Origin of the sequence: Acetobacter senegalensis (assembly GCF_001499615.1) — a bacterium.
GTDB classification, from domain to species: domain Bacteria; phylum Pseudomonadota; class Alphaproteobacteria; order Acetobacterales; family Acetobacteraceae; genus Acetobacter; species Acetobacter senegalensis.
Genome location: NZ_LN606600.1, coordinates 3,502,587 through 3,528,912, shown reverse-complemented (window position 1 = coordinate 3,528,912; position 26,326 = coordinate 3,502,587). Strand labels below are relative to the sequence as shown.

The 26,326-nt window shown below is 51.4% G+C and carries 18 protein-coding genes; 10 read left to right on the top strand and 8 right to left on the bottom strand.

The window, feature by feature from the left end; genetic code table 11:
* Positions 1 to 60: 60 nt before the first annotated feature.
* The gene (locus tag ASN_RS16295; RefSeq protein WP_058988832.1) at positions 61 to 942 is read right to left on the bottom strand and encodes a LysR family transcriptional regulator; all 882 of its coding nucleotides are present in this window, start codon (positions 940 to 942) and stop codon (positions 61 to 63) included.
* 155 nt (positions 943 to 1,097) lie between these two features.
* Between ASN_RS16295 and ASN_RS16290 the strand changes: the two genes are divergently transcribed.
* The 4 genes from ASN_RS16290 to ASN_RS16275 all read left to right on the top strand — a co-directional run bounded on the left by ASN_RS16290 (position 1,098) and on the right by ASN_RS16275 (position 7,823).
* Positions 1,098 to 2,141 carry an SDR family oxidoreductase gene (locus ASN_RS16290; protein ID WP_058988831.1) on the top strand — a complete coding sequence of 348 codons (1,044 nt, stop codon included), beginning with the start codon at positions 1,098 to 1,100 and terminating at the stop codon, positions 2,139 to 2,141.
* A 114-nt stretch (positions 2,142 to 2,255) separates the two neighbouring features.
* Positions 2,256 to 3,368 carry a nitroreductase family protein gene (locus tag ASN_RS16285; RefSeq protein WP_231948285.1) on the top strand — a complete coding sequence of 371 codons (1,113 nt, stop codon included), beginning with the start codon at positions 2,256 to 2,258 and terminating at the stop codon, positions 3,366 to 3,368.
* Positions 3,369 to 4,009: 641 nt separating this feature from the next.
* The gene (locus ASN_RS16280) at positions 4,010 to 5,296 is read left to right on the top strand and encodes an MFS transporter (protein ID WP_231948284.1); all 1,287 of its coding nucleotides are present in this window, start codon (positions 4,010 to 4,012) and stop codon (positions 5,294 to 5,296) included.
* A 637-nt stretch (positions 5,297 to 5,933) separates the two neighbouring features.
* On the top strand, positions 5,934 to 7,823 hold the full coding sequence (locus ASN_RS16275; RefSeq protein ID WP_058988828.1) for an N-acyl-D-amino-acid deacylase family protein: 1,890 nt from the start codon (positions 5,934 to 5,936) through the stop codon (positions 7,821 to 7,823).
* Between the two features lie 336 nt (positions 7,824 to 8,159).
* Here the strand turns inward: ASN_RS16275 and ASN_RS16270 are convergent, their stop codons facing one another.
* From ASN_RS16270 to ASN_RS16250, 5 genes are all read right to left on the bottom strand, one after another.
* The gene (locus ASN_RS16270; protein WP_231948283.1) at positions 8,160 to 10,481 is read right to left on the bottom strand and encodes an ABC transporter permease; all 2,322 of its coding nucleotides are present in this window, start codon (positions 10,479 to 10,481) and stop codon (positions 8,160 to 8,162) included.
* 125 nt (positions 10,482 to 10,606) lie between these two features.
* Positions 10,607 to 12,004 (bottom strand): TolC family outer membrane protein, encoded by a 1,398-nt coding sequence (locus ASN_RS16265; protein ID WP_058989416.1) that lies wholly within the window; start codon positions 12,002 to 12,004, stop codon positions 10,607 to 10,609.
* 2 nt (positions 12,005 to 12,006) lie between these two features.
* Positions 12,007 to 14,475 carry an ABC transporter permease gene (locus tag ASN_RS16260; RefSeq protein WP_058988826.1) on the bottom strand — a complete coding sequence of 823 codons (2,469 nt, stop codon included), beginning with the start codon at positions 14,473 to 14,475 and terminating at the stop codon, positions 12,007 to 12,009.
* Between the two features lie 12 nt (positions 14,476 to 14,487).
* Entirely contained in the window at positions 14,488 to 15,171 is a 684-nt protein-coding gene (locus ASN_RS16255) for an ABC transporter ATP-binding protein (protein WP_058988825.1), read from the bottom strand.
* 16 nt (positions 15,172 to 15,187) lie between these two features.
* Positions 15,188 to 16,510 carry an efflux RND transporter periplasmic adaptor subunit gene (locus ASN_RS16250; RefSeq protein ID WP_231948282.1) on the bottom strand — a complete coding sequence of 441 codons (1,323 nt, stop codon included), beginning with the start codon at positions 16,508 to 16,510 and terminating at the stop codon, positions 15,188 to 15,190.
* Between the two features lie 156 nt (positions 16,511 to 16,666).
* Here ASN_RS16250 and ASN_RS16245 point away from each other — a divergent pair, with 156 nt between their 5' ends.
* Together ASN_RS16245 and ASN_RS16240 are read left to right on the top strand one after the other, a co-directional pair.
* Positions 16,667 to 17,887, top strand: coding sequence for a sigma-54-dependent transcriptional regulator (locus ASN_RS16245; protein WP_058988823.1), 1,221 nt, complete (start codon positions 16,667 to 16,669; stop codon positions 17,885 to 17,887).
* A complete protein-coding gene (locus tag ASN_RS16240) occupies positions 17,888 to 19,102 on the top strand; it encodes a sensor histidine kinase (protein WP_058988822.1) in 1,215 nt (404 codons plus the stop codon).
* 262 nt (positions 19,103 to 19,364) lie between these two features.
* Here ASN_RS16240 and ASN_RS16235 read toward each other — a convergent pair whose 3' ends face one another.
* Positions 19,365 to 20,264 (bottom strand): LysR family transcriptional regulator, encoded by a 900-nt coding sequence (locus tag ASN_RS16235; protein WP_058988821.1) that lies wholly within the window; start codon positions 20,262 to 20,264, stop codon positions 19,365 to 19,367.
* A 164-nt stretch (positions 20,265 to 20,428) separates the two neighbouring features.
* On the opposite strand from ASN_RS16235, the gene ASN_RS16230 reads away from it, so the two are divergent.
* The 4 genes from ASN_RS16230 (at position 20,429) to ASN_RS19765 (ending at position 24,997) form a co-directional block, all read left to right on the top strand.
* Entirely contained in the window at positions 20,429 to 21,586 is a 1,158-nt protein-coding gene (locus tag ASN_RS16230; RefSeq protein WP_058988820.1) for an iron-containing alcohol dehydrogenase, read from the top strand.
* 54 nt (positions 21,587 to 21,640) lie between these two features.
* The gene (locus tag ASN_RS16225) at positions 21,641 to 23,002 is read left to right on the top strand and encodes an MFS transporter (RefSeq protein ID WP_058988819.1); all 1,362 of its coding nucleotides are present in this window, start codon (positions 21,641 to 21,643) and stop codon (positions 23,000 to 23,002) included.
* A 26-nt stretch (positions 23,003 to 23,028) separates the two neighbouring features.
* On the top strand, positions 23,029 to 24,522 hold the full coding sequence (locus tag ASN_RS16220; protein WP_058988818.1) for a CoA-acylating methylmalonate-semialdehyde dehydrogenase: 1,494 nt from the start codon (positions 23,029 to 23,031) through the stop codon (positions 24,520 to 24,522).
* Between the two features lie 226 nt (positions 24,523 to 24,748).
* Entirely contained in the window at positions 24,749 to 24,997 is a 249-nt protein-coding gene (locus ASN_RS19765; protein WP_157765206.1) for a hypothetical protein, read from the top strand.
* Between the two features lie 122 nt (positions 24,998 to 25,119).
* Here the strand turns inward: ASN_RS19765 and ASN_RS16215 are convergent, their stop codons facing one another.
* Positions 25,120 to 26,319, bottom strand: coding sequence for an oligogalacturonate lyase family protein (locus ASN_RS16215; RefSeq protein ID WP_231948281.1), 1,200 nt, complete (start codon positions 26,317 to 26,319; stop codon positions 25,120 to 25,122).
* Positions 26,320 to 26,326: the final 7 nt, after the last annotated feature.

The window sequence follows — 26,326 nt, the reverse complement described above, 5'->3', positions numbered from 1 at the left end:
TTAGAGAAAAACGTCCCACAGTAACCGTCCCCCATGAGGCCCGGATATTGATCCCTCCCCTCAGCAGACGTCAACGAGATAATCCAGAAAGGCCTGCACGCGCCGTGAAAGATTCTGACCAGCAGCATGCACGGCATAAATGTTGATATCGTCCTGCTTGAAAGCGTCCAATGCCGTCTCCAGCCGTCCTGCTTGCAGATCTGCAGCGACATCGTAATCCGTCTTCAGCACGACACCAGCGCCAGCAATAGCCCATTGCCGCAGCAAGGCACCATCATTGGCTGTTCTATCACCAGACACATTCACTGAAACCAGAGTGCTGCCGTCGTGAAAACGCCAGATACTTTGTGGATCCCCCTTGCGTGAGAGGACGAGGCAATTGTGGCAGGCGAGATCCTCCGGGCGGTCAGGCTTGCCGTGAATGGCCCAGTAAGATGGCGCGGCACAGACTGACCGTCCTCCACGCATGATCAGGCGGGCCTTCAGGCGTGAGTCCGACAACGGGCCGGTGCGTAAGCCCAGATCGTAACCACCCTTGATCAGATCGGTTACGTCATCGCTTAGAGAAAGGTCAAAACGCACGGCCGGATGGTGTGCGATGAAACCGTCAATGACTTCCCACAGTCGGGTGCGCCCGAAATCGCTCAGGGAGGTGATCCGGATAACACCCTTTAGGGGGCCGTCTCCTCCTGCCTGATCAATAACGTCATCCAGCGTCAGAAGCAGTTCGCGGCATTGCCGCGCGAATTGCTCGCCTTCCGGGGTCAGTGACAGCCTTCGGGTGGACCGAAGCGCCAGCCTTGCGCCAACATACTCTTCAAGACGCCGAAGGCTGGCTGTTACGGCTGAGGGAGCAAGACGCCGCGCGCGTGCCACAGCGGCCAGACTACCGTTATCAGCAATGTCAAGAAAGATACGGATATGAGCAAGGACGTCCATCATGCATATAAAGTGCATAATGCCTTCACTCCAAAGTCAATTCTTCTTTATACGCCAAAAAATCATAATCAGTCAGACCATTTTGATCTGTTTTTACTTTGGCTGCCGACGGAATAACGTCATGCCTCGGCAGAGAAGACCTCATCTATGGAGACGTCATGAGTGCTCAACATGTCCTGATTGCCGGAGCCCAGGGGGTCGTTGGCCTCGCAGCGCTTGATGCTTTTCAGAATGCGGGATGGACTATCTCCACACTCAGCCGTGCACCGAAAGGACCCGGCAGTGGCACTCACATCAGTGCCGACCTTCTGGATACCGAAAGTCTGACCTCGCAGGGTAATGCTTTGAAGGGAGTTACGCATCTTTTTTATGCTGCTCTCAAGCCAAACCCAGATCCAGGTATCGAAGCGGATGAGAATGCCGCGATGTTGGAAAACCTTGTGTCAGCCCTCAGAAAATCTGGAGCGTCTCTTCAACGGCTTATCTTCATTCAGGGTGGCAAAGTTTATGGCGCCCATCTGGGTGTTTACAAGACACCAGCCCGAGAGGACGACAGCCGCCACTTCCCGCCCAATCTTTATTTCCGACATGAGGACTTTGCTCGTTCGCAGGAACGCGAAGGGCTGAAATGGACCGCTCTACGGCCCGATATCGTCATCGGTCATTCATTGGGCTCTTCCATGAATCTGGGTAATTTGATTGGGCTATACGGCGCTCTGTGTCGAGAGACGAAGACTGCCATGCAGTTTCCCGGCCCGGAGGCTGCCTATCGTAACGCGCTGGTCAATATTGTCAGCACTGAAGTGCTGGGCGAGGCCGCATTGTGGGCTGCCGAAAAAGATGTGGACGGTGCCTTTAACATTACTAATGGTGACGTCTTTCGCTGGTGCTACGTCTGGCCCAGACTGGCGGAATGGTTCGGACTGGATGTGGGAGAACCGCAACCAATCTCGCTAGCCCAGCGCGTACATGCTCTCAAACCCGTCTGGGCACAACTTGCTACCCGGGAAGGTCTGGCCGAGACGGATACGGACCGGCTTGCACTTGGTGGCTTCGGCGACTTCATCTTCCATGTCGAGAAAGATGCGATCTTCGATGTAACCAAGGCGCGGCAGGCAGGATTTCCCGGCATGATGCGACGCTCAGACGATGTGCTGCTGGCCCATCTGAACAGGATGCGTGAGCGCAAACTGATTCCATAAAAAACAATCGAAGTAAGGCGATAAATATGAGGCTTTTATCGTAAGGTTTCCAAGATGCTCGTAGATCCTCAACGCAGGTTGTTTCTTAGATCCATAGCGGGCGTTACGACCGTGATGGCCATAGGGCCCCTTTCCCCATCTGCTGGGCGCGCAGCCTCTCCTGTGTTCCCTTTAGGTGACCCTTGGGCTGCTTGGTCGCCAGAGGCTCTGCGTCATCATCACGATCCTCGATTACGCGGCATAGCTCACGCGATCCTTGCACCCAACCCGCAGAATCTTCAGCCGTGGGTGTGTGAACTACACGGCGATAATTATATCATACTGCGCAATGGAGGTGAACGTCGTCTAGCCGCCTCTGATATGCCGGATCGGCAACTCACCGTAGGGTTCGGTACTTTTTCCGAACTCCTCATCATGGCTGCTGAGGCAGAAGGTTATGCCGTCGAGATGGGGCTCTTTCCTGAAGGCGAACCCTGGCCTGTTCTGGATCACCGACCGATTGCCATATTCACCCTGCACAGACAGACCCCGCGCCGTGACCCGCTGCTGGACCATATTCTTGAGCGCCATACCAACCGAACACCGTTCGATCTGGCCCGGTCTGTCAGTATTCAGCAACTGACGGCTATTCGGAAGGCCACGCGCAAACCTGAACGCGTGCATCTTAACCTGGAACCGGGGTTAGCCACAAAAATACAGGACATTACCATGCGCGCGTGGGATGTCTGGATGATCTCCTCCCCTTCCACACGCCTTGAGGTGGCGCGCGTCACGCATATCGGTAATACCGCGATCGCCGCTGCGCCCTATGGCCCTTATGTATCGGATACTGCTCTGAAAAAAGCCGCGGGTCCCATTACTTTCGAGACGCTGTCAGACCCGAACAGTGTCCAGTTTAAGGTCAATCGCACAGCTTATCGCAGGGCAATACAGACCGGTTTGGCTCATTTATGGATTGTTGCCCCTCAGTTTGACCGCAAGGGCATGTTCGACGCTGGACGAGACTGGGTGCGGGCTCATCTGCAAGCAATCGCATTGGGGCTTGATATGGAACCTCATAGTCAGGCGCTTCAGGATTTTCCCGAAATTGTTCCTTATGTAGACGAAATGCATAACGCGTTGGGCGTATCAGCCCCCGCCCGTATTCATATGCTAGGCCGTATTGGCTATGGTTCTGCGGTAGGTCCTGCGCCCCGGTTGCCGGTTGAGGCACATTTGCAGAGCTAGGCTCATAATTAAGCTATGATCTGGACACGCAGAATGTGCGTGTTGGAGGCAAATCTCTCATCCCAAGTCTTTTCTATCGAACAAAGAATGGCTCCCACCTTGGAGAAAAAACCGTAATCAGAGCCATCCGGCCAGAGCCGCAAGAGAGGCAAGCAGTAATACGGAAGCCCCATCTACATTAAGAGCTCAGAAAACGTTGAATGCGAACAGCGTATGCATTGACGGACTCAGGCATTCATTCTTGTTGAATGAAACGGCCCATTCGCGCAAGCCGAAACAATGTGTGTTTCAGTCATACCGCTTATTCTGATAGCGTAAAACCTTTGACAGAGTGGGTGCTAAGTAAAGACGTAGCATGCTCAAGTTGTAGTCTCAGAACTGTATCTGGCTGGTAATGATACTTGTCTGTCTGGCTCACCAGAAAAGATATTGGTTTAATTGGAGCCGCCCACCACCGAAAGACCGTTCTACAAGCTTAAAAAGCGTGACGTTAGAGAGAAAAAGACATACAAATCTAACCACGGTTTAGGAAGATTAATACTCTTTCTTTCATCATACGTTTAACTCTATGCTGCCAGAAAATAAAAAACAGTTCGTTACACGATACGAAACCTCGCAATAAAATAAAAATAGAGGGAAATATGTCAGATATACCCGTTGATGAACTTGCAGTTATAAATAAAGTTGCCCGTAGGCTCTTGCCTTTGGTTACGGCATGTTATCTGGGAGCCTATATAGATCGTCAGAATATTGCATTTGCAAAACTACAAATGATGATTGATCTGCATGTAAGTGAAACAGTCTTCGCTTCTGGTGCATCACTGTTTTTTATTGGGTATATGATTTTTGAAATTCCAAGTAATTTATTACTTCATAAATTTGGTGCATCCAGATGGATTGCCAGAATTGGAATATCGTGGGGAATCATTACAATACTGCTCGCTTTTACAAGCAGTCCCCTCATGTTTTATATTTTAAGATTTTTGTTAGGTGCGGCAGAGGCTGGGCTATATCCAGGGATAATATATTACTTATCATTATGGTTTCCTGCCCAACATCGTGTTCGCATGATGGGATACTTCACATTAGCCAGTAGTGTTGGCAATATGCTTAGCGGACCAATTTGTGGCTGGCTTCTGAGTAAGCATGGTTTCGCGTCTCTGGCAGGTTGGCAAATAATTTTTCTAGTGACAGGAATTTTTCCAATTATTCTAGCCATTCTGGTTTTTTTCTTTCTTCCAGAACGGCCTGAAAATCAAAATTTTCTAAATAATATAGAGAAAAAATGGCTCATCGACACTCTTGCTTCTGAAAAAGAGAAGGTTCTTCAAAACGATTCCCAGAATACAAATGCCCTCAGTGTCATATTCGATATCCGAGTCATAAAACTTGCAATTTGCTTCATGCTAATTTCCATCGCAAGTTATGGATTAAGTTATTGGCTACCATCATTGGTAAATGAATTTGGTGTAGGATATACAGAAAACGGATTTCTAAACGCAATACCATACTTTTTAGCGACTTTAGCTTTGATTTTTCTAGTTCCTGCAGTCAGAAAAGGAGACCGCCCCCTTTATGCAATGCTTGCTGCATCTGTCTTTGGAATGATGTGCTTTATACTGTCAGTCTCTATACATAATAATGCATATCGCTTCGCGTTGCTAAGTCTGGGTGGCCCGTGCATTTATATTTTACTTCCCTGTCTTTGGGCTCTTCCTTCCAGATTCCTGAAAGATGCTAAGGCGGCGGTAGGTATAGCCACCATCACGTCGGTAGGAGGCTTGGGAGCATTTCTTGGTCAAAATCTGGTAGCATGGGTCCGTCACTGGACTGGAAGCGCTGATCTGCCAATGCTCGTTCCTGCCGGAGCGTGCCTTCTTCTCTTTTTCCTCGTTTACAACATGATTTCATCAAATAGAACTCAATGAAGTGCGGGAAGAATCTTAAATTACTCTGTGATATTTATATATTGGTTTATGCTCCCCAATATAATTTTTGTGAGAATAATATGAAATAGAAACGTTTGTATTATGTGTCCGAACATTTTGTGCTTTTATATTGAGTAATTTCACCCTAACCAAATTCTCAGTTGATGGAATGCAGAGGAAAAAATTTACCATAGTCAAACAATTAATTCTCCATGGTCTAAGTTCCTGCCAGATCATAAAATGCAAAGTTCGTCCATGTGGCCAGTTTCATCGCAGCAAGAGGAAAAATGGCTGTATACGGTCCATAGGATTATCCTTCTCAAGGGAGATATCTGACCCGATAAGGCACTTTTTTGCGGGAAGGTATCGGTGGATTGGTGCGATAGGCAGTCATATTTGCCATTCAACAACGAGTTGGGCTTTGTAGTAAGCCGATACCACCCTGTTTGTGTAAGTCTTTCTACGTGTATAAAAAACCCAATATAAATCCATAATTAGCATTAATTTTATCCATCAAAATCAGAATTCTGGAACCCTTCTGCCTCCCAATTGTTGTAATCACGCAGGTGGTCGCAGAACAAATCTTACACGCACAATATATTCTGCGTGTCTCTATTTACTGCTTGAGGGGACACATATGGTTGATATCATTTTCCGAAACAGCATTTTGTTTGATGGCTCCGGAAGTATACCTGTTGTGTCAGATGTTGCCGTTACGGACGGTAAGATTACCGCAGTTGGACGTAACTTGAAGGCCACCGAGGAGACAGCCGAGATCGAATGTCGGGGACTCTGGTTGATGCCAGGATTGTTGGATATCCACACCCATCTGGATCTGGAAGTTGAACTTGCTCCTGAACTGCCAGAGGTTGTGCGGCATGGCACCACAACGGTCGTGATGAGCAATTGCTCCATTGGCGTGACATACGGTCATCAGCGTCGTAACGGAGAGAATCCGATCGTTGATTGCTTCGCACGTGTCGAGAATATGCCAAAGTCAGTCCTCAGCCGTGTTGCGGACATGTGCGTTTGGTCAGACTCACAGGGCTATCTTGATCATCTGGAAAGTCTTCCGCTAGGCCCCAATGTCGTGCCACTAATACCCCATTCCATGCTCCGGATTGAAGTCATGGGGTTAGACGAGTCTGTAACACGCCATCCGACCAGGCAGGAACTTGCCCGCATGGAGCAATTGCTGGAAGCCGGGATGTTGCAAGGCTATGCAGGCTTTTCTACCGATGCACTCCCTTTTCATTTTCTTGCCAATAACCCCAACAAGAAGAAAAAAATTCCAACGCAATATGCCAGTTTTAAAGAGCTTCGTCGACTAACAAATATTGTGCGATGTTACGGTCGTGTTTGGCAGGCAACTCCGCCTAAAGACAACATCGTTGCAGCAGTGCGTAGTTTCATGCTGACCTGCGGACGTCTGTACCATCGTCCTCTCAACACAACTGTCTTGGCTGCGATTGACTTGCAGACCAATCGGTCCGCCATGTATCTGTGTCTCCTCCTCTCTTCGATGCTGAATTCCCGGATAATGAAAGGAGTGTTGCGTTTTCAGGCATTGTCGTCATCTTTCAGAATATGGAGTGACGGCGCCATTAACCCGATTGCAGATGAAATCCCAGCATTCCGCGCTCTCAACGAACTGGAGCTTGATGATCGTCAAGGTCGGTTACAGGTCATGAATGATCCTGATTGGGTCAAATCGTTCCGCGAGATGTGGCTCAAGGGCAAAAATGGCTGGTCACTTGCCAGACTACGTCGCCGGCTGCGTCAGGAAGATATTGTGCTTACTCGCAACCTAGATGACATGATTGTGTCAGAATGCCCTCTTGGCAACTGGGTCGGAGAAACGCTGGAAGCTCCTTATCGTAGACTTTTGGCCAGCCAAGTATCTCATGGCCAGCGTGGACCAGCCAATGAACCTGAGGCGGTATTTTTTTCAGGTTTTCCTAATCCGATAACAGATGATGCCACGTTTTTCCTACATCTGTTACGAGAATGGGATACGGATTTACGTTGGGAAACAACTTTCGCGAACCGTAATAGCAAAACTCTCAGGAAACTGCTCTTTCACGATCAAACGCTTCCCGGATTTAACGATAGCGGTGCACACCTTGCCAATATCGGCTTTTATGATGGAAACCTGCGGGCGCTGAAAATTGCACAACGGGAAGGATTGCAGCAGGTTTCTTGTGCTGTTCACCGCTTAACAGCTCTTCCGGCCGAATTCTTCGGGATCAATGCCGGAAGAGTGCGGGTTGGCGCACAGGCAGATCTCTGTCTGATCGATCCTGTGGCTCTTGCGCAATGGGATCCAGAAAGCACCTATTACTTCATTTATCGTAATCAATTCGGATGCAGGCAGATTGTTAACCGCCCGGTCGATGTCGTGAAGAAGGTCATGATTTGCGGCAAAATTGCATGGAATGAAGGGGGGTATTCCAAAGAATTTGGAGCATCTTCGTATGGACGTGTCCTGAGAGCAAAAGATCACCCATTAGAACAGGAAAGATTTTAGAATTCCTCTAAAATCACCTTCATACCTACGATGCGATTAAAATCACCGTCATAATCAAGTTGCGTTCATAAGAGTGTTGCTTCCGCCAACAAGATAAATACTTTCCCACATATGATGACGCCGTTGTGTTGGTGATAGGAAGCGCGTCAACTTTCGAAGTAAGATGCCACACCATGAAAGAGCTTCCCCTAATATTCATTCCAAAAGAAATGTCGTGATAATCTGCTTTCTGAAGGGAAGAAAATAGAATAGGCACTGAACAATCAAACTCTCTCTGACATTGCTGTTATGAGCACCCTCAGGCGGAGGAGTATACTTTCTTCGGCCATGCGAGCTTTAGATAGTCTGCCTTAAGGCTATCGCCGGCGAACGGATAGCTGCCCGTAAAGTCTGTCCCAAGACAGTTGCAACCGCAATAGCAAGGGCTCCCAACGTTACAATGATAAACGGCAGTGGTGTCAGAGCGATCCGTTCATCGAAGCTTGCCAGCCATACCTGCATCAATAGATAGGCTGCCGGCCACGCCACGAAGTTGGCGATCATAACCGGACGTAGAAACTGCATCACCAACAGCCAAAGAACGTCCCGCGTCTGCGCCCCCAGAACCTTTCGAATGCCAATTTCCTGCATTCTGCGTGAAACATTGAAGGTAGAAAGTCCATACAGGCCAAGGCTGGCTATCCCTAAGGCAACCGCGGACCCGATACCGAAAAGTAGGCTATGGCTGGCATCTGAACGATAATCCTCTGCAAAAATGTCGGATGCGCTTTCAGCCGAGAAAGCGACGTCCGGCGCGATTTCTGCCCATGCTTTTGCCAGACGGTCCATCTCAACATGTTCTGACGCACCGCTATATCGCACAAGCGCCCCCACATAGGAGACAGGCCCAGATGTTCCAAAATATAGAAGAGGTGCCATGCGGCTTTTCGCGCCCCGAAAACGGATATCATCAATAACCCCAATGACCCGATATGTTTGGGGGAGTCCCACCTCCCGAAGCTCCTGACCAATGGCGTCTTGGGGCGAAGAAAATCCGAACTGCTCTGCCGCCAGACGCGACAGAATAATACTGGCCCCATTCTCTGCTCCACGATCGCTTAAAACATAGTCTTGTCCATGCTGCGTATCAAAGAAACGTCCAGCGATGAGCCGCGCACCAATGGCATTAAAATAACCAGGCGTTGCTTTCCCCCAATGCATGGCATGCTTTTGCGTTTGCCCCACGCGGGTCCAGTCATCGTTATTCAGAAGGTGATGAGGGAAAATATCGGAACGTGTGGCAATCTTCACTCCCGGGACACTGGCCAAACGCGCTACAATTTCTTTCTGGCGCGTTGCAAGGGAGGCATCGTTAAGAGCACTGATGACAATGAGGCCGTTCTGTTTCATCCCGCGATTAAGAGTGCGTACATACGCAGCCTGATTGCTCATGACCAAAGTGCAGATGGCCAAAGTCATAGCAAAACTGAACTGTAGGAGAACAAGTACAGAACGCAGCGTAGATTCCACCCGGCCACCAGCAGGTGTCTTGCTTGCCGCAAGAACAGCAGCAGGCTGAAAAGACGAAATTACCAGAGCTGGATAAATTCCGGCAAGGCTTCCCGTTAGCAGGATAACGACGATGCTGATGCAAAGCACGAAGCCCCAATCCAGCGAAAGCCTCCATCCACTCCATGTATTGACCCAGTGCAGAGAGAGTTCCGTCAGGGCAACGCCAAATGCGGCGGCAAATGCAACCAGTATGAAAGCTTCTGCCATAAACTGGATGATCAGATTATACCGCGTTGCCCCGAGTACCTTTCGTACCGCGACTTCACGCGCGCGTAATGCGGAGCGTGCCGTTGCTAGATTGACGTAGTTGATGACTGCCGTGGCTAATGCGGCCAAGCCAATAAATCCCAGAATGCTGACAAGAGCCAGACTGTTACCCCCTTCCCCAATCGCAGCATTATGAAAATGGACAGTGGGCAACGGGATCAGTTTCATGCCTCCATTGCCGAATACCTCCCGGATCATCTCTTTACTCCAGTTGCCTGGATGAAGAACAGGATAACGGGCAAGCTCTTGATTGATACGGGGAACCGCCTGCGGATTGTCAATCCGAGCCCATATCGTTCCCCAGTTTGATCCCCAGTTTGTGAATGCCGGCTTGGAGAACCAGTTACTGGGAATAACTTCCACAATATCAAACCGCATTGTCTGGTTCGGGGTAACTGGTGCCAGCACACCAGTTACCATGGCTTCACTCTGGCTATTGTCGACCCGGAGTTTTTTGCCAAGTGCTTCCTCGGTACCGAAATATTTGCGCGCCTTCTCTGCCGAAATCACGACTTTTCCGGGACCATCCAAAGCCGTAGCCTTGTCTCCGGCAAGAAGAGGCAGGTCAAAAACCGAGAAGAACTTCCGGTCTGTCATCGTCACCTGTTCCTGTGCCAGCTTGCTTCCAACGCGCACCACGAGAGGTATCTGCATCACTCTTATGGCAGCATCAATCTCTGGAAAGTCCTGTTTGATGAAGGGAAACGGCACGAAACTGACTGCTTCATTTTCCGAGGTCTCATGGCCAGACGGATGAAAAAACTCATCGATCTGGAAAATCTGACTGGCATGCGGAACGGTGGCATCGTAACTATTCTCATAACGAACGATCAGAGCCATCGTGAGAAATACCGAGATCCCGAGCGCCAAGCCCAAAACATTGAGAAATGTATAGCGTTTGTGCCGCGAAAGAGTACGAAGTGTGGACGTAAAAATATCTACCAACATAATTCGTTTTCTCTTCTTTACCAGCCTGTACGGTCGAGTGCTGAAACAGGGGCTTGAAGTGGATCCCAACCACGGGTTCGAGCGTGCTGAAATTTTGCCTCAGCATCGTAATGACGCATGGTTGGGAGAAGATCCGCTGCCTGAAGATGACCTATGGCCGAGAGAAGATTGGCTTCTGCTACGATTGTGTCGTGGCGGCTGGAGGCCAGTTCCACTTGGGCAGAACGAAGATTTTCATCGGCATAGAGCACATCTGTCGTGCTGCGCAGTCCATAGCCATATTCGAGTTGATAGCCCTTTAAAGTCATCTCGCCTGATTGTACTTCGGCCATCCCGGATTTAATTGCCTGAATGCCGTTTTCGACAGCTTTCCAGTTCGTGACTACGTTTTGAAGAGCATTACGCCGCGCAGCTTCGACATTCTGTCGCGCCTGCTCATCCATATCGCGAGCCTGCCTGATCTGGGAGTTGTATAAATCCCCATTGTACAGCGGTTGGACCAGGGAAACCGTACCCGCAAGTTGCTCGCCATAGTCTCGCCCGCGAAACGGGGATGCCGGTCCAATAGTGCCGAAAGTGCCCTGAACCTCGATTTGCGGCCCCCATTGAGAACGCGCGGTATCAATATCTGCGCGGGTCGCGGCTCGGGTTTCTTTCATCTGGGCCAGTTGCGGATTGAATGTGATAGCCATTTTCAAGGATTGATCGATATTCGTAGGCAGGCCGGGCAGCCCATCGGGCATTGTCAGTTTCCTTGGGGGCACACCAATAACGGCTTCAAAAAGAGCTTCAGATGCTGCCAGTGTGGCACGCGCCTGTGTCAGCGCGACTTCCGCCGAACGACGACGTGTTTCGGCTTGCTCCACGTCTGTTTTTGTCACCTGTTCACTGGGTGCGCCGCCAAGATTGTACCGTGATGTGGTCAGTTGGACCTGCCGTTGGAGCATATTCAGATCCGCCTGCCGCACATCCCGCACGTAACGGTCACGAAGAACATCCATGTACGCACTGATTGCACGGGTAAAGACCTGTGCTTCCGTCAGCCTGAGAGCATGCCCTTCGGCCCGGGAACGTGCGTCAGCCGCTCGAACCTGATTGGCCACATGCCCGAACGAATAGAGCGTCTGCCTTGCCGAAAGATAACCCTCGGCAGCGTTAGATGTCACCGAACCAAGGCCATAGGCGGAACTATACGGCCCTTGTTGATAGCTGGCGTCCATGTTGATTGAGACAGTGGGGCGCCAGCCTGACCGCGCTTGAGCAGAGTTTTCTGTCACGGCACGCTGGTTGGCCTGCTCTCCCATAAGGGTTGGATTGCTCCGGTAAGCCAGTGCCAGAGCCTCCTGAAGGCTTTGGGCCTGAGCTACCGAGACAGGGACTGATAACAGGACAGATAAAGCGATCAACGGTCGCATGATCATCCCTCCGCCCTCAACGCACGCGCCGGTTCTACTTGGGCAAGGCGCAGGGTCTGCCCGAGAACAGTCAGTACGGCGATGATGATTGCCCCGCTTATGCCGATCAGGAAATATGCTGGGTTAAGAGCAATCCGTTCATCAAATTCGCTCAGCCATTGCCGCATGAGAACCCACGCCACAGGGCAGGCAATCAGGCACGCCAACAGCACCGGCCTAAGAAAATCGTGCACAAGCAGCCGGATAATTTGGGGGGCTGTGGCTCCTAATGTTTTGCGAATACCAATTTCGTGAAAGCGCCGTGCTGCGGCAAAGGCTGCCAGGCCGTAAAGGCCAAGACAGGCGATAAAAAGGGCCGCTACAGCTCCCATCGTAAAAAGGTGCCCTCGCCTTTCATCTCCGGCGTAGTAAGGTTCCATCAATTCATCGGCGGGCACAAAGTTGCTGGCAATGTCAGGCCGGAGCGTCCGCCAGGCCCGATTGAACCGTTCGGCCATGACAGAGCGCGGCACATCTTTGAACCGCACGGCGGGAACAGGGTTATCAAAACCACGATGCGTCAGCGTTGAAAAAGTCAGTATTTCCGGTGGAACAGTCTCACGAGGCGAACCGAAACGGATATCACTGATCACGCCAATTATTTCGTACTGTGTCTTGTCCATATGCAAAACTTTGCCAATCGCCTCGGCTGGACTGCTAAATCCGTAAGCCCGCACAGCTTTTTCATTCAAAATGACATTTTGCGTGGTGTTTGCACTCTCTCCCGGTAATGGAGAATCATCCTGCCCATGCGCAGAATCAAACCATCGACCGGCAAGCACACGAGGACGATACGTTTCCCTGTAGCCAGGCGATATCCGGTCTTGTAGTAACTGGGCTTCCACAGCACCACCCGGACTATTATAGGCGAAGTTGGTCCGCGTCTGGCTATGAGGGTCTGGTTCCAATTCTCCGAACGCAATGGATGTCACGCCGGGCACACCCCGCAGCATATCGAACATTCGTCTTTGAAGTCCGATATCTTCAGTCTCCATTTGCTGACCGACCAACAAACCGGATTTGACATAACCTCTGTCAGCAGTGCGGAGAAAACGTGTCTGTTGGTCTATGGCAAGCGTACAAATCACGATGCAGACGGCGATCGAGAATTGTCCGGCAACCAGAGCATTTCGTAACATTGCGGCCCTGCGCCCGCCCGATGGCATTCTTGTGGCAGCCAAAATGGTTGCTGGTTGATAACCGGACAGAACTAACGCCGGGTACACGCCTGAAGCGAGGCCACACCCAATAATAATAAGCGGGAGAGCCCATAAGATGAAACCGTAATCCACGTGGATAGCGTCACCCGTCATACTGGCCATGATGGGAACTAGCACTTCGCAAACGGCCATACCGACGACGCCTGCTATCAGGGATATGAGAAGGGCCTCTCCCATAAACTGGGTGAAAAGTGCCGAACGTGAAGCCCCGAGCGTTTTACGTAGTGCAACCTCCCGGGCGCGCATACCAGCGCGTGCCGTTGCCAGATTAACGGTATTGGCGCAGGCAAGGAGTAATGCCAGCAAACCAATCAGACCAATGCTGTCAACAACGTTCTGGTTGACACCATCATCTGCGTCCTGAACGGTTGCATCGTGAAAATGCAGATCACGAAGCAGGATTGCTGAAAGTGCATAGACCTTTTCAGGATGGGGCCCGAGCGAGATACGGTCATCTGCGCCACCACTGGCCCGGCGTTCGACAAAATTTGGCAGACCGTCACGAAGCGCGTTGATATCTTTCTTGTTTTTCAGCTTCAAAAAAACCTTGCTGCAACTACTTCCCCAAAAAAGAAAACAGGATCTTTTCTCTTTCATCTGCGGTGGTATCGGAAGGATCATCTCCACACCATCAAGAAGCCCGGGTCCGGAGATTGCTGCCAGAACTCCCGTAACAACATGGGTGCTTTTCTCGCCGCTCTGATTAATGGTAACTGTTTTACCAATCGCGTCGATGGTCCCGAAGAGGCTTAGTGCTGCACTTTTTGAGAGAATCAGACTATCCGGTTCTGTCAGACTCTTTCCCGTGTTTTCGTGCAACAATGGGAGCGGGAAAATACGAAAGAATGCAGGGTCCGTCATCTTCCCGGTGAATGTGATAAAATGCCCTTCCCGCTCTACCCGCACCGTCGTGCCCATTAACGGAATTGCCTCTTCAATCTGTGGGAAGTCCTGTTTGAGAAATGGAATGGCGCGGAAAGTTGTATCAGCGCTCTCATATGGCGTTGTACCGGGCTCTGACCAACGTTCGTCTATCCGCACGATCCGGTCCGCATCAGCAAAATTGGTGTTGAAGCTGTATTCAAACCGGACAAGCTGGGCGAGTGTCAGAAAGACGCCAATTCCGAGTGCGAGCCCAAACACATTGAGACCGACATACAGCGGATGGCGGTACGCCTGCCGTAAAACGCTTTTTGTGACCGTGCTCAACATGATTTTGCCCTTTCAGATGGCGTTCCGCACCGAAACAACAACCTGCCCATCGAGCATGTCGATCCGCCGCTTCGCGAGATCAGCGTGGCTGGGCGAGTGCGTGACCATGATAATGGTCGCGCCTTCGTCATTAAGGCCCTGAAGAATATCCATGACCTGTGCACCGTTTTCTGTATCGAGGTTGCCGGTCGGTTCATCGGCCAGAATAAGGCGCGGTTCACCCACCACCGCGCGCGCGATGGCTGCACGTTGCTGTTGGCCGCCGGACAACTGTGATGGGTAATGCCGCGCCCGGTGCGCAATGCCGACACGATCCATAGCCTGTGCGACACGCGTGCGACGTTCTGCTTTTGGCATATTGCGATAGATTAAAGCGAGCTCGATATTTTCCTCAATCGTCAACTCGTCAATCAAATTGAAACTCTGAAAGACATACCCTAGATGCTCGCGCCGGAATTTAGCGAGGGAAGCCTCATTCAATGCTGTCAGTTCATACTCGCCAAAACGATAGGATCCACCTGTTGGGCGATCAATTGTCCCGAGAATGTTCAGAAGTGTCGATTTTCCGCAGCCAGACGGCCCCATGATTGCGACGAATTCCCCCGCATCAATCCGCAGATCGATATCCTGCAAAGCTGTGGTTTCCACTTCATCGGACCGATAAAGACGCTGGATGTGCGAAAGTTCAATCAGCATATCTGTGCTCCTGCACTTATTTAATCGCGAGATGGTTGAAATTTTTGTAAGAATTGTAAGAAGAAACGATCACCTGATCGCCTTCATGCAGACCGTCGGTTATCTCGACCTGATCAGGATTGCGTCGCCCTGAGGTAATGCTCACCCGATCCGCCGTACGACCGTTCAAAGCAACCACAAAAGTTGAAGAGCCACCGCTCGCTTCCAGCCACGCACTATTAGGGAGCACGAGCGCACGATGTGTTTCGCCAAGTGTGATGCGCAGATCAATGCTCTCACCACGCCGCAAGCCTGTTGGCGGTGGCTTGTCAAAGGTTAGCTCCGCCCGGAACTGGCCGTTTGTTACCTGCGGGTGAACGCGCGAGACGGTCAGGGCAATTTTTGTGTCACCAAGATCAGCGTCAGCTCGTTCACCCACGGCAACGCGCCCGAGATAAAACTCATCAATATCCGCGTCGAGGCGATACAGTCCTTCGCTATCAATCTGACCGATTTTGTCACCTGCCTTGAGGGACTGCCCCGGCTGAAGTTCAAAGTTGGTCAGCCGTCCCGACAACGGTGCGCGTAGCACGAGCGCATCAAGGCTCGCCTCCACAACATCCAGATTGGAGCGCAAACGCTGCGCTTCTTCATCTATTTCCAGCCCCTGACGATCAGCAACCTTAACATCCTGCACCAACGCTCCTTCAAGTCTCTTGAGACGCTGGGCATAATAATCGGCCTCGTCACGGTAAGATTGAACGTTGGCATCAGATTCAAACCCCTGTCCGCGCAACTGTTCTCTGATAGAAAGCTCACGCCGGGCCTTTAGGAGATTGTACCGGGCTTCGGCGAGTTGTGTTTCTTCCGTTGTGCGTGTCTGTTGCAAAGTAAGACGCTGGGCACTCACAGCGCCAAGCTGGCTGGCTATCTGTGCCTTGCGGGAAGTGACATCCAGTTGGAGTTGTGGATTTGTGAGCCGCGCCAGCACATTGCCCTTTTCCAGCAATGCGCCGTCTTTCGCGACAACTTCCGAGACCTCACCCCCCTGTATGGCATCAATGAAGGTAACATTCAGTGGAGCGACCGTTGCTCGGACGGGCAGATAATCTAGGAAGGGCGCAGAATGAACGGTTGCGATGGAAAGCTGCGTCTGCGGAACGGAAAGCGTGCCTGACGCAGGGATCAGCCGCCATCCCACCCAAACGAACAGCGCCATGGCAATAGGGGTGCCATATCGTAACGCACGCCGGAACAGGAGCTTTTGCCGCGAGGGACGCACAGCCCGATCCATCCCAGCCCCCGGGATAGCGCGTGGTGTTTCGGCAGTTACTGGATTGTCAGGGATCGATTGATCCATACACTGTTTCTCCTCTTGAAAAACAGTGTATCATGAGGGATATGAACACTATCTAATTGTAAAATAAGAATAATTTTTCGTCATTACAACGCGCCCGTTCGAAATCGGACACACTGTCCGGATACGGACACCCTTTAGCAGTCTGTCAAGAGGACAATGAATACATTTCACAACGAATCAGCGGAGGACATCCTGCATCAAAATAGCTCAAATCCATCTCTGCTGTTCGTGGATGACGATCAGGATGTTCAGGCCGCCGCTCGTCTCCTTTTCCGTCGGCGCGGGATCAAAATGCTGTCAGCCTATGATACGCAAGAGGCCCTGACACAACTTGCTATCCACTCTTTTGATCTTGTGTTGTTGGATCTCAATTATAGCAAAGGCGCGACAAACGGGGCCGAAGGGCTCGCGCTGCTGAAGGATATCCTCATTCTTAGGCCAGATCTGCCTGTTGTGGTTGTGACGGGCCACAGCGGGGTTACAATCGCTGTTGAGGCAATGCGCGCCGGGGCATGCGACTTCGTTATGAAGCCTTGGAACAATGACCGTCTTGGAAATCTAGTCGACAAGATCCTTGATGGTCGCAAGAGCGAAACGATGGCGGAATCCGAATCAATCCTGATCATCGCGTCCCCAGACATGAAGCGGATCGTTGCGGAGGCTGATCGGTTGGCACCGACCCGCGCACCGCTCATCATTTGTGGACCGTCGGGTTCGGGTAAAACGGTGTTGGCACAGCGCATCCATGCATTGTCCCGCAATACCGGTCCAATACGGATGATCTATGCTGAGGAATGCAACAGGCTACCAGAAGGTGGTGGCACCTGGATTTTTCGTGATGTCGAAGCATTGGCTCCTTCATTGCAACGTCAACTGGCTGATCGTCTTGATGGAGGTGAGGCTGTTCGTGTTATCGCCTTGACCTCGCAGGATCGAAAAACGCTCGAAGCGCAACTTGAGCCTCGGCTGATGCTCCTCTTGGGAATGGTTACGCTTGTCATTCCACCCTTGAATGAAAGGCCAGATGATATTCCTGCGTTGGCCATGCATTTCCTGCGCTATTTTGCTTCCCGTCATGGCCTACCCGAACCCGTCATGGAGCCGAGGCATCTTGCAGCGTTACAAGCGGGACTGTGGCCTCAAAACGTCAGGTCCTTACGGGCTACAATTGAACGGGCGGTGTTAATGGGGACATGGGAGACGCCATCGGAATCCCCAAATGCCTCCGGCGACGGCACACCAACATTACGCGATGCGGAACGCTCCCTTATCGAGACAGCACTCCGCAACCACAGCTTCAACGTGACAAAAGCTGCCCGAGAATTGGGGCTGACACGTCCTGCGCTCTATCGCCGTATGGCGCGGTACGGGCTGTAAATGCGTAATGCACTAAGCGTGATGGGGCGGCTGGTTGGTATTATTCTCGCCTGCCTCCTGATCGAACCTATATGGCAAGAGGGATTTTTTGCAACGGCCGTCCTTTTGGTTTGTATTGTCGCCTTCTGTGCAACTTCACTGGTTGTCACTCACCTCGAAATGTTACGTCGTGTTCAACGCCGTGAGCCGTCGATAGTACACCCGCCGGATCGTGAGAAACTCCGCAACCGGGCGCTCCTGGACCACGCGCCGGTACCATTACTATTCCAGCGCGCGGATGGCACGTTGCATGCCGCCAATCGCGCTGCACGTCGCTTGTTTGAAACTGACGGTCCCATTCTCGTACCACCAGAGCCACTTCTGGCGGCTCTTGAGAATAACATGTCAGGGCCAGAAAAAAAGATGATCCGTCTGACGCCTCCATTAGGCGGAAAGCCTCATGTTTATGCACTATCAATTGGTCAGGGAGGTGGCGCGGTTGGTATCGTGACTTATATCGCTCTGACGGACGTGGAGGCGAGCCTCAATGCTGCTGAGGCTCAGGCTCTGCGCGATCTTCTTCAGATCCTCAGCCATGAAATCATGAATTCCCTGACGCCAATTGTTTCACTTTCAGCAACTGCAGAAGAGCTATTTTCTGAAGACACAACGGAAGACACGAAACCGCTTATATCTGATGCGCTTGCGACAATCCGTCGGCGCGCGAATGGCTTGGATCGGTTCGTACGGGGATACCGAGATCTTGCACGGCTGCCCGCACCCGAACTAAAACCTGTCAATCTTGGCGAACTCCTGCAAGAAACAGCAAGACTTTTCAGAGCTCGATGGACCGGGCGTGTCGAGCTCCAGTTAGATCTGCCATCTGTCCGAACAATAGTCAGGCTGGATAAAGCGCAAATGGAGCAGGCGCTGCTCAACCTACTGAATAACGGGGCTGAAGCTGCTCTTGCGCAGCCCTCTCCGTTCGTACAGATTGCCGTAGAAGAACGCTCCGGATCAATCAGCATTGTTGTGCGTGATAATGGTCACGGCGTTACTCCTGAACAGCGGGAGCGTATCTTCCAACCCTTCGTGTCGTTCAAACCAAACGGCAACGGTATCGGTCTCAGTCTCGCCCGGCAGATTGTACTAGGGCATGGAGGAACATTGATTCTTGACGAGGCAAAGCTCGAAATGAATTCTCCTTGGTCAACCTCGTTCCGCTGCCAACTTTGATATTTTCCAGTAATGGCAAGCAGCTACTTACGTCCGAGAGCTATCCATCTCATTTGTCTCTCTCTGCCACTCTGCTCGGCTTCAGCGATGATTGCTCCATCCCCGTTGGACAACAGATAAGACAGTTACAGTTCTTGACGTAGCGTCTAAGAACGCAGCATCAATCGTTCCTTTCTAGGTATATCTGCCCTTTTTTCCGCTATTCAGATATTTCTGAAATACGTAATAATATTATCAAATGATCCTATGATGTATTTCTCTTTTACAATGCAAACAGGGTTTCACTGTTCTGAACTTCGTTCCGTATAAAGCTACATACCTGCTCAATGCGAGCAGTTTTTTGCTCTTCAGCGCGGGTAATCAGCCAGTAATGGCGTTCAAGCCTTACTTGATGAGGCAAGACGGCAATTAACTCTGGCCGCGTTGCAGCAACAAAGGTAGGCAGGACTGCCATACATAAACCGGAGCAAGCGGCTTCCATTTGCGCCTGCACACTTGAGTTCTGAATTCGCACCATCTTGCGCGAGACACCAAGATGCCCCAGATAGTCCAACTCCCGCATAAAAATCATTTCATCTACATAGCCTGCAAACAGGTGTGATGAAAAATCATCCAGCCTTCTGATGGTTTTTTCCCGATCAAGATATGCACGAGTAGCATAAACGCGCAAATAATAGGGCGTCAGCTTTTCGCAGACAAATCGATCATCCACTGAAGGCATCACGGTAATGGCTATATCAGCATGCCTACGCGAGAGCGCGACAATCTGCTGTATAGTCAGAATTTCAATCGTCAGGGCAGGATTATCCGTCATCAGCGGACCAATGCGGGAAGCCAGAAAGAAATTAGCAAACCCCTCAAGCGCGTTGATCCGCACAATGCCTGTCAACCCATGAGCCGGGTTGGTCGCCTGTGCCACCTGTGTTGCCTCGCGGTCCATGGCTTCCGCTGTGGTTAACAGGTCCTGCCCGTAGCGTGTCAGTGCATAACCGCGCAGATGCCGTTCAAACAGAGTTTTGCCGATCGATGTTTCCAAAGAAACAATGTGTCGGCCCACAGTTGCGTGATCAACGCCCAATAAACGTCCCGCTTCTGATAGTGAACCCGAGCGCGCCACAGCGAGGAAAAACTGCAGATTTCTCCAGTCCAGACTGCGTTTCATGGGATAAGAATCCTTGATTATCGGTGCTTATGTGCAGATTTGCACACCAATTGGGCGAAATCTCCTGATTTTCTAGTGATGCCTTTTGCGCGTTCACTACTCAGACAAGAACAACAGCCGGAAAGGAACGGCTCACGCCGTAACCATTCCCAGGAGAAAAGGCTATGACAGCACTTTATCTGCCCTCTCTGGTACGTATTGGAGGCGGTGCGCTGAACGAACTTCCCACCGCATTGAAGCAGGCCGGGCTTTCCGCCCCCTTTATTATTACCGATGGATTCATGGCCAAATCCGGCCTTCTGGATAGGGTGCAGGCGCTGCTGGCTGAAGCGGATATTCAGTCTGGCGCTTTCCCGGATGCTGTGCCGGACCCCACGGTCACATCAGTTGACGCCGCGCTCGCTGCGTTAAAGCGCGGTGTTTATGACTGTGTGATCGGCCTTGGCGGGGGCAGCCCGATTGACACCGCCAAAATGGTAGCGGTGCTCGCCAAGCACGGTGGCATGCCTTCACAATTGAAAGTGCCGCACGTGCAGGATGAGGCAGGCCTACCCATTATCGCCATTCCCACCACTGCTGGCACGGGATCTGAAGCCACGCGCGTCACGGTCATTACTGACGAAAAAACCGACGAGAAAATGCTGTGTACAGGCTATGCCTATCTGCCACACATTGCCATTGTCGACTATGAACTGACCCTGACCATGCCGCGCCGTCTCACGGCTGATACCGGCATTGATGCGCTAACCCACGCACTTGAAGCCTATGTGTCCAAACGCGCGTCCCCTTTTACCGATGCTCTGGCGCTGGCAGCCATGAAGCGTATCTGGTACGCCCTACCCATCGCCTGTGCAGAACCCTCCAACCGTGACGCGCGCGAGCAGGTGATGCAGGGTGCGTTCGAAGCGGGAATGGCGTTCTCCAACGCATCGGTGGCCCTTGTGCATGGTATGAGCCGCCCTATTGGCGCACATTTCCATGTCGCGCACGGGCTTTCAAATGCCATGTTGCTGCCGGAAATAACGGCATGGTCTGTTACCGGCGCACAAGCGCGTTATGCCACCTGTGCCCGCGTGATGGGTATTGTGCCATCGGGTACGGAAGACGGTGCTGCCTGCGCTGCACTTGTCGCAGCACTTCGTGAACGTAATCGACAGTTGGATGTCCCCTCCCCCGCCGCCTACGGGCTTGAGGAAGGCCGCTGGAACAGCCTGCTACCCCTGATGGCTGAACAGGCTCTCGCTTCTGGCTCTCCAGACAACAACCCGCGCGTGCCAAATCACACCGAAATTATTGATCTATACCGGAAAGTCTGGGCCTGACGACAAACGGCTGCGTATAAAAAACAGTAAAGCTCCTGATAGGAGACCAAAATAATGATATCCCATGAAAAAGAAGAACGCTCTATGCGTTCTCTGGTGCTTGCCTCAAGTGTTGGCACCGTTATTGAATGGTATGATTTTTTTCTCTACGGCAGTCTGGCCATTTTCTTTGCCCGCCTGTTTTATCCGCCAGGCGATGACGTTGCTGCAACCCTCATCAGTGTAGCTACCTTTGCAACCGGGTTTGCCGTGCGTCCGCTGGGCAGCCTGATATTTGGATATATGGGCGATAGTGTCGGGCGAAAAACCACTTTTCTGATCACGCTCCTTATCATGGGCTGTTCCACAGCTGCTATTGGCCTGCTGCCTACATTTGCAACAGCCGGTTATGCAGCGCCTGTTCTGCTTATTCTATTACGCATTGTGCAGGGACTGGCTCTAGGCGGTGAATATGGTGGGGCAGCAACCTATGTGGCAGAACACTCCCCGCCGGGTGAACGCGGGAAATGGGCCAGCTACATTCAGGCTATGGCCTCCGGCGGTTTTGTACTGTCTCTGGGGATGGTGCTCACCCTGCGCCTGTGGTTGGGCGAAGATGCATTTGGCACATGGGGCTGGCGAGCACCATTTCTGGTATCATTTGTTCTGGTTGCAGTCTCTTTGCGTATTCGTCTTCGGCTTTCCGAATCTCCTGTTTTTGTGGAAATGCACAAACAGGGTAAACTGTCCAAATCACCTGTGCGCGATGCCTTCCGTATTCCGGGTAATGCGCGGCGTATTATTCTGTTCCTCTTTGGGGTTGCCTGTGCACAGGCCGTTACATTCTACACGGCTCAGTTCTATGCGCTGTATTATATCCAGACATTTATGAGAATGCCTTTCCTGCCAGCCACCTTGTCTGTCGCAGTCGGTGCGTTTCTGGGAGTACCGTTCTTCGTGCTATTTGGTGCACTGTCGGACCGAATTGGGCGGAAACGTCTGTCGCTTGCGGGTATGGCAGCGGCTGTACTGTTCTATATCCCTATCTTTTCCATTATTCGCCACGCCATAACACCAGAAAACACGAGTTACGCTACAATTTCAGCCTGCGTGTTTGTTCTGGTTATCATTGCTGCTGCCGTTTACGGCCCTTATGGCGCATTCATTGTTGAAAGCTTTCCCGCCAATGTGCGCTACACTTCCATTTCCGTTCCGTACCATATCGGGAATGGCATTTTCGGCGGTTTTCTACCACTGGTCAGTCTCTGGCTGGTTACACAGACAGGCAATCCTTACGCGGGACTGCTCTACCCGATGGGCCTGTGCCTGATCGGCTTTTTCATCACACTGTTCTGGGTACCTGAAACATTGAACGTGCGAAAAGGCGCGCACACCCAGATCGTCTCCCTCTCACATGAAGCTATTGGCGAAGGCTGATATTCAGTAAAACAAGGATAAGAAAAATGAATACAATTCAGCACATCATCGGTGGAAAGCCTATCACGGGTAACAGCACCCGATTTGGCGACGTATTCAACCCAGCTACAGGCGTGGTCGAAAAAAAGGTTGTGCTTGGCACACAGGATGATCTGGAGGCCGCTGTTGCCGCAGCCAAGAAAGTCTTCCCCTCATGGGCAGAAACACCACCGCTGACCCGCGCCCGTATCCTGTTCCGTGCACGAGATCTGATAGAACAACGCATGGATGATCTGGCTGCAATTATAACAGCAGAGCACGGAAAAATCCTGTCTGATGCCAAAGGGGAAGTCACACGCGGACTGGAAGTTGTTGAATTTGCAACCGGCGTGCCGGAATTGCTGAAAGGAGAATATACAGAACAGGTGGCACGCGGCATTGATGCATGGACCATGCGCCAGCCTATTGGCATTGCTGCCGGGATTACGCCCTTCAATTTTCCGGTGATGGTGCCCTTATGGATGGCCCCAATGGCGCTGGCGACCGGTAACTGCTTCATTTTGAAGCCTTCTGAACGTGATCCCTCAGCATCCGTGCTACTGGCCGAAATTCTGCAAGAAGCTGGCCTCCCGGACGGTGTGTTTCAAGTCGTGCATGGGGACAAGGACATGGTAAATGCCATTCTGAAGCACCCTGATATTGCGGCTGTCAGTTTTGTAGGCTCTACCCCTATTGCCCAGCATGTGTATGCAACGGGCACCGCGCACGGAAAAAGAGTACAGGCTTTAGGGGGCGCAAAAAACCACGCCCTTGTCATGCCAGATTGTGATCTGGAAAAAACGGTCGATGCCCTGATCGGTGCTGCCTATGGTTCTGCTGGCGAACGATGCATGGCTATTTCCGTGGCTGTGGCCGTAGGGCCTGTTGCGGATACTTTAGTGGCAGAACTGGCCAAAAAGGTAAAAGCCATCACCATTGGTAACGGCACGCATGATACCAGTGAAATGGGTCCACTGGTCACCGCACAGCATCTGGCCCGTGTAAAAGGATTGGTCGATGCAGGCGTCAGTCAGGGCGCAAAACTGGTTGTGGATGGGCGTAACGTGACAGTGAAAGATCATGAAAAAGGATTTTTCATTGGTGGTTCACTGTTTGATAACGTCACACCAGAGATGGACATTTACCGGGAAGAAATTTTCGGCCCTGTTCTGTGCGTCATGCGTGCGCCAGACTTCGATACCGCACTCAAGCTGATAAACGGGAGCCCCTTCGGAAACGGTACGGCCATTTTCACTCGTGACGGTGACACCGCCAGAACCTTTACCCACAATGTAACAGCCGGAATGGTGGGTGTGAATGTCCCTATTCCGGTGCCTATGGCATTCCATTCTTTCGGTGGCTGGAAAGACTCCCTGTTTGGAGATCACCATATGCATGGGCCAGAAGGCGTGCGTTTCTTTACACGCATGAAGGCTGTAACACAGCGTTGGCCGGCAGGTATCCGTTCTGGAGCGGAATTTGTGATGCCCACTCACGGATAAATAAAGCAGTAGGCCGGGTAAAAGCGACCCGGCCTCTTGTGAGTTTGTTATGCCGTTAAGCGTCTGGATTCAGAAAGATTTCAGTCCGTTTCTTGCCCTAGCCAACCGCAATCATTCCTTATCAGGTAGACTCATAGTACGTTTTTTGTCGAGCTCGCATTCTTCATCTGGTGGGCTGGTGTTTACATCTCGGCACCCAACCTGACCAGTGCATGGCTCATGCTAAGTGGCTTTTGCTTCTGCCACATCAGAATGGCTTATCGGCAGCCCGGTGCTGGCGGTTATTGCACGTTATGCTCCAGCCAGCCTGAATGCCCTGATGGTCGGCACTTATTCTCTCACTGTGGGGGCTGGCGTGTATTGGGGGAGCGAAATTTCGGGTTTTGCGAGCCCAGTAGTCAAGACAGCCCCTTACGGAGCCATCATTCTGAGACACTGTTCGGCGTCTTGGGTTTGGCTGCTCTCGGGTTGGTAACTATCTCCCTGCTTCTCGCTTACGTCATCAGGCGGCAGGGCGGCCGCCATCAGGAAGATGATCTCGCATCAGTTTTATACTGACTATATTGGGTGACGCGATTACGCAGCGTTCTTATGATGTCATTTATGCACCTCAACAGCGAAGACATATGTCGGGCCGAGCATATTTGACCGGAAAATCACATACTTGCCATCAGGCGTGAAATTAACGTTCGGCTCTAAATGGTAATTATGTTTGGACATATTGACCAAGCGTTCTGCCTGGAACCGGCCGGGCTGAATGAGATGCTCACCTAAACTGTGGTCATCCTTTATCAACTCTGGGTGAAACAGATAGAGCCACTTTGCTCCAGGCGCATCGCTACCGTCGCCAGCAAACAGTGTCCCGTCAACAGACCTAGTAAAATGGATGGAGGATTCTTCCGGGGCATAATGGAACCATGTCCTGTCACCATTTTCGACGTTGTAACCTGCAACGAATGAGATCATTCCAAAAGGTATATGGAGATCGTACCATATATTTTTCCCGTTATGGTCCCACCACTGGTGGCCACTGCCCTCCATTTTCATGATACGCGGGTTGATATGTTTATTCTGTGAACCATCAGTGCGAATGGTCCAAAGTTTTTCTACCTGCTGCCACTCACCTTGATGGGCGTACATGAGCAATGTCGAGTCAGTTGGGGAAAACTGTAAATGATCGATCCAGTCCGTGCTGGCAAAAACTGGTTTGATCTGACCTGTGTGTAGATCTACGGTAAAGACAACCATCGGCAGCCTTGCGGCAAGACGTCTGGCCATCTTGGTCTTCTTATCTAACGGTTCATCTGGTGTATGTTGCTGAGCGACCTGCCCGGCTTGGCGTCCATTATAATCTTCGCCATCCCCAATGATGTAACTTCCTACTCCCAGTGTCTCATCAGCATTAATGGAAAAGATGCCTGCGCGACGTGGCAGATCAGCTATTTTTTTCTGCTCTCCCGTCTGGATGTTGGCACTCCAGAGCGAAGCATATTGCGCATCGCCCTTTAGCCCTTTGAAATAATAAACTGTTGGTGTTTTTTGCCCCACAACAACAGCGCCAGGGCCGCCGCCAACTGGTCCTTTTACCAAAGGTTTGGCTGTAAACGTAGCCAGATCAATCACCCCAATACCACGGTCTGCTGTCGTGTATATCATCTGCTTCCCGTCGGGCGTGTAAGCATTGATGTTAAAATAAAGGCTTGCAGATCCAGGTTCATCTGTCACCCGAATGACGCGATGACCCGTATCAGGATCAATCCACGATTGTGGAGGTGATTTTTTTTCAGCAAGAGCCATGGCTGGC

Excerpts from the sequence above, each read along its gene's own strand:
- ASN_RS16295 (WP_058988832.1), bottom strand. The coding sequence starts at position 942 with ATGATGGACGTCCTTGCTCATATCCGTATCTTTCTTGACATTGCTGAT.
- ASN_RS16290 (WP_058988831.1), top strand. The coding sequence starts at position 1,098 with ATGAGTGCTCAACATGTCCTGATTGCCGGAGCCCAGGGGGTCGTTGGC.
- ASN_RS16285 (WP_231948285.1), top strand. The coding sequence starts at position 2,256 with ATGGCCATAGGGCCCCTTTCCCCATCTGCTGGGCGCGCAGCCTCTCCT.
- ASN_RS16280 (WP_231948284.1), top strand. The coding sequence starts at position 4,010 with ATGTCAGATATACCCGTTGATGAACTTGCAGTTATAAATAAAGTTGCC.
- ASN_RS16275 (WP_058988828.1), top strand. The coding sequence starts at position 5,934 with ATGGTTGATATCATTTTCCGAAACAGCATTTTGTTTGATGGCTCCGGA.
- ASN_RS16270 (WP_231948283.1), bottom strand. The coding sequence starts at position 10,481 with ATGGCTCTGATCGTTCGTTATGAGAATAGTTACGATGCCACCGTTCCG.
- ASN_RS16265 (WP_058989416.1), bottom strand. The coding sequence starts at position 12,004 with ATGCGACCGTTGATCGCTTTATCTGTCCTGTTATCAGTCCCTGTCTCG.
- ASN_RS16260 (WP_058988826.1), bottom strand. The coding sequence starts at position 14,475 with ATGTTGAGCACGGTCACAAAAAGCGTTTTACGGCAGGCGTACCGCCAT.
- ASN_RS16255 (WP_058988825.1), bottom strand. The coding sequence starts at position 15,171 with ATGCTGATTGAACTTTCGCACATCCAGCGTCTTTATCGGTCCGATGAA.
- ASN_RS16250 (WP_231948282.1), bottom strand. The coding sequence starts at position 16,510 with ATGGATCAATCGATCCCTGACAATCCAGTAACTGCCGAAACACCACGC.
- ASN_RS16245 (WP_058988823.1), top strand. The coding sequence starts at position 16,667 with ATGAATACATTTCACAACGAATCAGCGGAGGACATCCTGCATCAAAAT.
- ASN_RS16240 (WP_058988822.1), top strand. The coding sequence starts at position 17,888 with ATGCGTAATGCACTAAGCGTGATGGGGCGGCTGGTTGGTATTATTCTC.
- ASN_RS16235 (WP_058988821.1), bottom strand. The coding sequence starts at position 20,264 with ATGAAACGCAGTCTGGACTGGAGAAATCTGCAGTTTTTCCTCGCTGTG.
- ASN_RS16230 (WP_058988820.1), top strand. The coding sequence starts at position 20,429 with ATGACAGCACTTTATCTGCCCTCTCTGGTACGTATTGGAGGCGGTGCG.
- ASN_RS16225 (WP_058988819.1), top strand. The coding sequence starts at position 21,641 with ATGATATCCCATGAAAAAGAAGAACGCTCTATGCGTTCTCTGGTGCTT.
- ASN_RS16220 (WP_058988818.1), top strand. The coding sequence starts at position 23,029 with ATGAATACAATTCAGCACATCATCGGTGGAAAGCCTATCACGGGTAAC.
- ASN_RS16215 (WP_231948281.1), bottom strand. The coding sequence starts at position 26,319 with ATGGCTCTTGCTGAAAAAAAATCACCTCCACAATCGTGGATTGATCCT.